8 protein-coding genes and 1 pseudogene are annotated in these 8,729 nt (G+C 37.9%); 2 read left to right on the top strand and 7 right to left on the bottom strand.

Annotated features, from left to right (window positions below):
• A partial coding sequence (locus ACIQZ6_RS10610) for a non-canonical purine NTP pyrophosphatase (protein ID WP_395810896.1) occupies positions 1-399 on the bottom strand: 399 nt, incomplete at its 3' end.
• Position 400: 1 nt separating this feature from the next.
• Positions 401-994 (bottom strand): hypothetical protein, encoded by a 594-nt coding sequence (locus ACIQZ6_RS10605; RefSeq protein WP_395810894.1) that lies wholly within the window; start codon positions 992-994, stop codon positions 401-403.
• A gap of 357 nt (positions 995-1,351) precedes the next feature.
• On the opposite strand from ACIQZ6_RS10605, the gene ACIQZ6_RS10600 reads away from it, so the two are divergent.
• On the top strand, positions 1,352-2,716 hold the full coding sequence (locus ACIQZ6_RS10600) for a peptidylprolyl isomerase (protein ID WP_395810892.1): 1,365 nt from the start codon (positions 1,352-1,354) through the stop codon (positions 2,714-2,716).
• Between the two features lie 3 nt (positions 2,717-2,719).
• Entirely contained in the window at positions 2,720-3,685 is a 966-nt protein-coding gene (locus tag ACIQZ6_RS10595) for an AAA family ATPase (RefSeq protein ID WP_395810890.1), read from the top strand.
• Positions 3,686-3,995: 310 nt separating this feature from the next.
• On the opposite strand, the gene cysS is transcribed toward ACIQZ6_RS10595, so the two are convergent.
• The 5 genes and pseudogenes from cysS to ACIQZ6_RS10570 all read right to left on the bottom strand — a co-directional run.
• Positions 3,996-5,456: a cysteine--tRNA ligase gene (gene cysS / locus ACIQZ6_RS10590; protein WP_395810888.1), complete on the bottom strand. Its 1,461-nt coding sequence runs from the start codon at positions 5,454-5,456 to the stop codon at positions 3,996-3,998.
• Positions 5,457-5,506: 50 nt separating this feature from the next.
• Positions 5,507-6,631 carry an endonuclease/exonuclease/phosphatase family protein gene (locus ACIQZ6_RS10585; protein WP_395810886.1) on the bottom strand — a complete coding sequence of 375 codons (1,125 nt, stop codon included), beginning with the start codon at positions 6,629-6,631 and terminating at the stop codon, positions 5,507-5,509.
• A complete protein-coding gene (locus ACIQZ6_RS10580) occupies positions 6,631-7,482 on the bottom strand; it encodes a rhomboid family intramembrane serine protease (protein ID WP_395810884.1) in 852 nt (283 codons plus the stop codon). Before ACIQZ6_RS10580 ends, ACIQZ6_RS10585 begins: the two co-directional genes overlap by 1 nt.
• Complete coding sequence (locus ACIQZ6_RS10575; RefSeq protein ID WP_395810882.1) at positions 7,475-8,212, bottom strand: rhomboid family intramembrane serine protease; 738 nt, start codon at positions 8,210-8,212, stop codon at positions 7,475-7,477. The genes ACIQZ6_RS10580 and ACIQZ6_RS10575 overlap by 8 nt, the downstream gene beginning before the upstream one ends.
• Positions 8,213-8,230: 18 nt before the next feature.
• Positions 8,231-8,729, bottom strand: a pseudogene (locus ACIQZ6_RS10570) (DNA mismatch repair protein MutL); the annotation flags it as partial.

Below are 8,729 nucleotides of genomic sequence, written 5' to 3'. Positions count from 1 at the left end.
AATACTCCCTTCAAAGAGATGCTCTTTGCCCCCTTTAATCAGGGATATCACTGTTTTGAATCGGGCTCTGCGGTCTGTTTTTCCAGCCAAGCGCTCCAAAACAAGGCTCATATTATCCTCAAAATCGCGACTTCCTGAATAATGAGCTGAATTTACACCTGGATCACCGCCTAATGCATCTATTTCAAGACCTGAATCATCTGCAAAGCAATCCATATGGAACTGTGAATAAACATATCGACTTTTCTGACCTGCATTTTGGGCAAAGGTATTTCCAGTTTCAGGAATTTCGTCAAGGCAACTTATATCATTCAGGCTTTTAAGAGTTATAATATTCCCGATCATTGCCTGAACTTCATCAACCTTATGCTGGTTATTACTCGCAAAAACTAGTTCCACCTTAAAACTCCTTCATGATTGCCCAGAAATCTTTTTTCTTAGTCACATCATTGATCATCTCATCGATACTGAAGGTGCTAAAAAGCGTGACATTGGCATGGTTTTCTACTTTATTTGAACTGATATTAGGAAGGTCGATTCGTTGAGGGTTGATTCCAAAAAGTACCATCTTACTGCAGCTGAAAAACTCCTTTAGTTCGGCAATGCTCGTGCCAGGGAACTGATCTAAATTTAAAATGGCGAGGTCTCTAAGCTCTAACCCTTTTGCAGACATAATTTTAAGGAGCGTTTCCTTGTGCAGGCTATTGATTTCCTTGTTTTTTGCATCATCAATCAGGATCAGGAAATACTTGTTGTTTTCGCCGAGATACGAAAATTCTTTAGGCTTTTTTATTGCTGCAGAATCTGGAACCGGTATTGCGACCGGCATTTCGTGCATCACAGTTTTTTCTGCTATAAAAATCGTTTCGGCGGCTGTCGGTTTTTCAATCTTGATCTCATTTTCAGCAGACCCTGGCTGTTGATCAAGAATATAAATATCCTCGGTCATAAAAAGCCTGAGCGCATTAGATTCATTGGTATGCAGGGTAGACATGATTTAGATTTTTAAACCTTAATTGGATACAAACTTAATAAAGCATCTGTTAAAATTAGTTAAATGGATGCAGCTTCTTTTTCAAAAGCTTAACTTAGCTTTCTGAATAGCGCATTAAATTTTAAAAAATGCTCGTATTAAACATTTAAAAATAGTTTTGTTAATTCAAAGGTGTTAATTAGCTTGATTTTGCCTTAAATTAACTCGTATTCATTTAAATAATTGAATTGTGAATTATAACTGATAATTTTGCATAATCAGTTAATTTAAAAGCTCTTTTAGGGGCTTATGTTTTTTATAGTGAATACACTAAATTTTGCAGGTTTTATACTGCTTGAAATAAGAGAAATACATAAAATGAAAAAGACCTTAGGGATAGTAACCGGATTATTATTTTTTACCCTTGTCCAGGTAAGTGCACAAACAAAATCTAAATCCCTTGATAAAGTAGCAGCGGTTGTTGGAAGTTCTATCATTTTGCAATCAGAAATTGAAATGCAATACTCGCAGTATCTGGCCCAAGGAAACCCTGCCGATCCGTCTATTAGATGCAATATTTTGCAAAGTCAGCTTTCTCAGAAAATTCTGGGACAGCAGGCAATTATTGACTCTGTTACCGTTACTGATGATCAGGTTGATAGTGAAATTGAAAGACGTTTACGCGCCATGACCGGAAGGGCAGGAGGACAGGATCGTTTGGAAACCTTTCTTGGCCGCTCATTGATTCAATACAAAGATGAGATTAGACCTGATATTAAGGAGATGCTAGTTGCCCAAAAGATGCAAGCTAAAATCACTGAAAATATTGCAGTAACTCCGCTTGAAATTAAGCGATATTTTGAAGCTATCCCAAAAGATAGTTTGCCTTTTTTTAATACTGAAGTAGAAATTGCAGAGATTATAGCCTATCCAAAGCTTAACAAGGAAGAAAAAGAAACTTTTCATGATAAGGCAGAGGTATTGCGATTGAGAATTAAAGGAGGAGAAGATTTTGCAACTCTTGCAAGCTTATATTCGCAAGATCAGGGTTCTGCACGTGAAGGGGGTGACCTTGGTTTTATGGACAGAAGCAGTCTGGTTAAAGAATTTGCCGCTACAGCCTTTAAACTTAAGCAGGGCGAGTTGTCTTCTGTAATTGAAACTGAATTTGGATTTCACGTTTTGCAGGTTATTGAACGACGTGGTGAGCAGGTTAATGTGAGACATATCCTGATTAAAACAGAGCCCACGCCAGCAAGTCTAGATCGTGCAAAGGCACATATTGATAGTATTCATACAGTATTAGCTGATAAAAAAATGGATTTTGGTGCAGCAGCTTCTCTCTATTCTGACAATAATGAAACCAAGTATAATGGTGGAATGATGCTGAATGCAGAAAATGTTCAGAGCCGCACAACTTTTATTCCAACAGATAAACTTGACCCACAGATTTTTTTAACCGTTGATACAATGAAGGTTGGAAGTATCTCTAAGCCATCTTTATTTACAGCTGCTGATGGGAAAAAGGGATATCGTATACTGAGCCTTAAATCAAAGACCGGTCCGCATCAGGCAAGTCTTGCTCAGGATTTTCCAAAGATCAAGGAAGTAGCTTTTGAGGATAAAAATAATCGTACCATTAGTGAATGGTTTGAAAAACGCAGAAAAATCACGTACATCAAAATAGATGCAGAATTTCAGACATGCCCTGAGCTGGCAGGTTGGACAACCGCAAAAAATTAAGAAATGAATAGTTATAGTTCTGATGTAGAAGCCGTTGATGCATTACACCTGGCATATAATAAGATCAGGGAGGAAATTGCTCAGGTTATCGTGGGTCAGGATGAGGTGGTAAAATCAGTACTTATTTCTATCTTCAGTAACGGACATTGTTTATTAGTTGGTGTTCCAGGACTTGCAAAGACTCTTCTTGTTCAAACTGTTGCAGAGGTTCTTGATCTGAGTTATAATAGAATACAGTTTACACCCGATTTGATGCCCTCTGATATTTTAGGATCAGAGATCTTGGGCGAGGATCGAACGTTTAAATTTATACGCGGACCAATCTTCTCAAATATTATTCTAGCTGATGAGATCAATAGAACACCGCCAAAAACTCAGGCGGCCTTGCTGGAGGCTATGCAAGAGAAAGTTGTAACCGTTGGTGGGTATACACATAAGTTGCCTCAACCATTTTTTGTACTGGCTACGCAAAATCCTATTGAACAGGAAGGTACTTATCCCTTACCTGAAGCACAGCTAGACCGTTTTATGTTCAATGTTTTTCTTACCTATCCATCTTTTGAAGAAGAACTTCAGGTAGTTAAAAATACCACAGCAAATCGTAAAGTAGAACTTAAAAAAATACTGAATGCTGCCGAGATTAGTTTCTTTCAGCAGTTAGTTAGAAATATTCCTATTGCAGACAATGTACTTGAATATGCGGTATCAATTGCAGCAAAAACTCGTCCCGGTACTACTACTGCCACTGATGAGGTAAATAAATTCTTGAGCTGGGGCGCAGGGCCAAGGGCATCTCAGTTTTTAGTGCTGGGCGCAAAATGCCATGCAGCCATTTCTGGCAAATATTCTCCTGATCAGGAAGATGTCCGGGCGGTTGCAGAATCGATTCTTAGACACCGCATTGTTCGAAATTATAAAGCTGAAGCCGAAGGTCTTAGTACAGAAATGATCATCAGCAATTTACTTTAATCTATCCCCCCCAACCGGCTGGGCTTTAGGCCTTGTTTTTGAAAAAATCTGTAAACTTTTTTTTAATACAGCATGGGCTCATAATCACTGCTTAAACTTGCTCGTCTAAGTAAATGCCTTAGGTATTATACTAATTTCTTGGTATCTATCTTATCGAGCACAGAACTATTTTCTAGAGCACTTATGTTTAGAGCGGCTGCTCGTGCTCATTATTCTGCTTCGGGCCTGAACATTCTCCAAAAACAAAATACCTAAATCAATGGATAGCAGAAAAAATTGGCCTCTTTTTAATGCTGGCTTAATAATGTGTTTAAGACTTATTCCAGGTAGTACCTTCTTTATTGTCTTTTAGTTGAATACCTAAAGAATTTAAGCCAATTCTGATCTTATCAGAAGTAGCATAATCTTTATTTGTTTTTGCTTCGGTACGTAATCCGATAATGAAATCAAGTAGCTTATCCATATCATCGGTTTGGTTACTTTCTTCTTTAAGTCCCAATACTTCAAAAACGAAATTGTTCATCAGCTTTTTCAGAGCATCAATATCTGCCAATGTTGCTGCAGTTTTACCATCGTATATACTATTAATGAGGTGAACAGCTTCGAATAGTTCGGCAATAAGCACAGGACTGTTAAAATCATCGTTCATTGCTGCATAGCATCTGTCTGAAAGGCTTTGCAGATCGATACTTGATTGGGCTGCAGGGCTTAACTTTTCAAGCAATGCATAGGCATTCATAAGCCGCTTAAAGCCCTTATCGGAAGCTTCTAAAGCCTCATTAGAAAAATCTAGTGTACTTCTGTAATGTGCTTGCAGCATAAAGAAACGTACAGACATAGGAGAAAAGCCACGTGATAGTAGTTCATGTTCTCCAGTAAATAGTTCGTAAGGTAAAAAACCATTGCCTTTTGATTTTGACATCCTTGTGCCGTTCACTGTAAGCATATTGGTATGCATCCAGTATTTGGCCGGAGTAACGTGATTGCAGGCTTGTGATTGGGCAATCTCGTTGGTATGATGTGTTGCTGCAAGATCCATACCTCCTCCGTGGATATCGAAATTATCACCAAGGTATTTATTGCTCATTGCAGAACATTCAATATGCCAGCCAGGAAAGCCTACACCCCATGGTGATGGCCAGCGCATAATGTGCTCAGGCTTTGCTTTGATCCAAAGTGCAAAATCAAGACGTCCTCGTTTTTCATTTTGTCCGCCAAGCTCTCTGGTATTTTCAAGCAGTTCATCTAACTGCCTGTTAGTTAATATAGTATAATTGAATTCTTTGCAATATTTTTCAACGTCAAAATAAACAGTACCATTTACCTCATACGCATATCCATTCTCAAGTATCTGCTTTACCATTTCAATCTGTTCAATGATATGACCCGTTGCAGTAGGCTCGATATTAGGAGGAAGAGCATTAAAAAGCCTCATTACATCATGGAAACCCAGTGTATACTTTTGAACGATCTCCATCGGTTCGAGTTGCTCGAGTCTGGCTTTTTTGGCAAACTTATCATCGCCTTCATCCATATCACCCTCTAGGTGGCCCGCATCGGTAATATTTCGTACATATCTAACCTGATATCCCAAATGCAATAGATAGCGGTAGATCAAGTCAAACGAGACAAAAGTGCGGCAATTTCCTAAATGAACATCGCTGTAAACAGTTGGGCCGCAAACATATAATCCAACCATTGGGGCATGAAGAGGCTCAAATTTTTCTTTTGTTCTTGAAAGGGTATTATAAATAACCAGATTACTATCCATAATGCAAATTTAAAAATTGAAAATCGATTTTTCGGGGATATTGACTGCTTTTATTTTAATTCCAGGTCGGTCCGTACTGGATAGTGATCTGATAGTTTTTTATTGATGATGAGGTAATTTTTTACAGTAAACTCAGGCGAAGTGAAAATGTAATCTATCTGAAAGTTCGGAAATGCGCCGTTATAGGTTACTCCAAATCCGCTACCCATCTCTCTGAAACTATTATTCATGCCCCTTGAAATTGTTTTTACAGTATAAGAGATCGGTGTATCATTAAAATCGCCAGCAACGATGTACGGATGAGGGCTCTTTTCAGTTTCTTCTTTCAATAATCTTGCCTGATCTCCCCGCTTAATAAATGCCCTTTTTAATCTGGATCCTATCTTTTTAGAAGATTCTACATCGGTCTCTATTTCACTTTTTACCTTCTTTAGGTATTGGTAATCTTCAGGTTGAAAACTTATAGACTGAAAATGTACATTATAAACTCTGAAAGTTTTATCGTCTTTCTTTATGTCTGCATACACAGCTTCATTCCAGTTCATTTTTTTGGCAAATTGAATATTCCCTTTATTCACAATAGGAAATTTTGAAAATATGGCCATACCAATAGCTTCATAGCCATTATCTGTTGAAGGTTTGAAGTAATAGTGTTCGGTTTCAAGGATCTGAAGAATTAGTTTTCTGAAATTATATTCACCTCTTTTTCTACTGAAAAATTCTTGAAAACAAATTACATCGGGTTGTTCATTTCTGATGATATTTAGAATCTGCTCCTTGGTGAATTTATCATTCTTATCCCCAAATTGCTTGAAATTATGTACGTTATAGGTCATTACTCTTATGAAACTATCCGATGATTTAGGTACCATAATCGCTGTGCTTTCCCTGAATCCTATGTAATTCTGGATAATGCTAAAGCCTGCAAGTATCGTTATTCCCGACAGTAGGGCTAATTTAGGCATGCGGATAAGCCAATAGACTATGAAAAGGATATTTATCGCTAAGATGGCTGGGTAAGCAAGGCCAAAAAAAGAAAAGACCCAAAATTTTTCAGGGTCAATAAAAGATGCCAAATAGCTTAATAAAAGTGCGCATACAGCAAAAATATTCATTGTAAGAATGAACTTGCTGAAGAGGTGGATGCCTGGTCTTTTTATTTTGCGGCGATTCATTATTTTTTACTGGCTTTGAAAAGTTGTTCCTTTTCTATTTTACTTAGACTTTCATAACCTGTTTGTGAAATTTTATCCAGGATGCTGTCTATCGCATCTTGATCTGTTAAATTATTCTTTGTGGTTGTAGTTCCAGTACGTTTTACAACTTTTAATTTTGATCGTTTAGTCAAAATTTTACTGAGATCATTCCCATTTTGCAACTGCTTAATAAAAATAAATCCCATTATAGCACCACCAATATGGGCAATACTTCCACCCGGATTTGCGCCACCCATACCAATTATGTCAAGTACAAAATAGGCTAATGCCAGATATTTTAAGCGAACAGTGCCAAAAAGCATCAATCGTATGGTGAAATCAGGAACCAGTGTTGCCGTAGATACCACAATGGCCATCACGCTTGCCGAAGATCCAAGAAGTATGGAGTTTAATGCATTATTCTCAAACACAGGGATAGTGCTGTATGCTAGAACGTATAGTAAAGCACCAAGCAGGCCTCCTGAAAAATAGATGAAGATGAACTGACGTTTATTCAGAAAATCCATGAAAATTTGTCCCATCCAATACATCCAAAGCATATTAAACAAAAGATGGAAAAAATCGCGATGCGCAAACATATAGGTGAGGATAGTCCAGAATTTAAGGGGTAGATCAGCATAGTAGGCTGGCACCGATACCTGCCTTATAAGCCAATCGGCACCTGAAGTTTGTCTACCGAACAAGTATTCGCCCAGTGCAAAAAAATTGATGGCAAGAAAAACCAGAATATTGATGCCCATGAACAGGAACAACGGATTCCCTGATCGGAATGCTTTATTGAATAATTCGCTGAATATTGATCTATTCATAAAAATTGTCGCGGCGTTTTAAATGCCATATTCTTACTAAAATAAAGCCAAATAATGCTCCTCCCAGATGTGCAAAGTGTGCAACAGAATCGCCCGAAAATTGTTTTACGCCCAGGAATAATTCAAGTATAACATAAATTGGTATAATATATTTTGCTTTTATTGGGACTGGGATAAACATGATGAACAATTCTGCATTTGGAAATAGCATTCCAAAAGCAATCAATAAGCCAAAAATTGCTCCAGATGCACCCACCATTGGCGTGAGATAAATACCCAAAAGAGTAGATGCCTGGTCTTGACTCATCAGTTCGGGATTAAAGGAAATGGTCCTTTTAAACGAGTCAATCATAAACGAGCCATTATTTATGGCGCTTCCTGTGATGTTATAAACTTCAAAGCCCTGTACCATTAGCTGCAATGCCAATGCTCCAAGCCCGGTAATCAAATAAAAATTAAGGAAGCGTTTGGATCCCATAATGTACTCCAATGACGATCCAAAGGTATACAGGGCAAACATGTTGAACATGATATGAAATAGTGAAGAATAATCATGCATGAACATATAGGTGATCACTTGCCAGATTCTGAAATCAGGGCCATCAAAATAATGTACCCCCAATACCTGAGTCATCATCGGACCACCAAACATCAGCGTTGCCACATAGAAAATGATATTGATGATGAGCAGATTCTTAACTACTGTCGGAATATTTGCGAATGGGTTCATAGTTAAATGTAGATGGTATTATTTTTCAAATCGTTGTAGTAATTCTTCTAGAGTAAATGTACTGATTACTGGCTTTCCACTAAGCGATGTATTTGGCATTTCACAAGCAAATAATTCATCGATCAGCAAATTCATCTCTTCTGATGAGAGTATTTGCCCTGATTTAATCGAAGTATTACGTGCAAGTGCCCTTGCCAGGCTATCTCGCTTATTGAGTTTTAATGCACTTTGGTTATTTTTAAATCCTTCTAAAAGATGTTCCAGGATTTCAAGCTCGCTGATATTTTTTCCAATATCTGCCGGTACTCCTTCAATGATCATCGTATTTTTTCCAAATTCGCGTATTTGAAATCCAAGTGATTGAATGTCTGTAAGAAGTTCTTTGACTAGTTCAAAATCTACCGTATTGAGGCTTACTGTTTGTGGAAATAAACTTTGCTGACTGGCGCCCTGTCTGCTTTCGAGGTGCTCCAGGAAACGCTCGAACAGAATTCGTTCATGGGCTGCTTGCTGGTCT

Origin of the sequence: Daejeonella sp., from assembly GCF_044348475.1 — a bacterium.
Taxonomy (GTDB): domain Bacteria; phylum Bacteroidota; class Bacteroidia; order Sphingobacteriales; family Sphingobacteriaceae; genus Daejeonella.
Note: the sequence above shows the minus strand (reverse complement) of the source record. Positions and strands in the feature narration are given on the sequence as shown.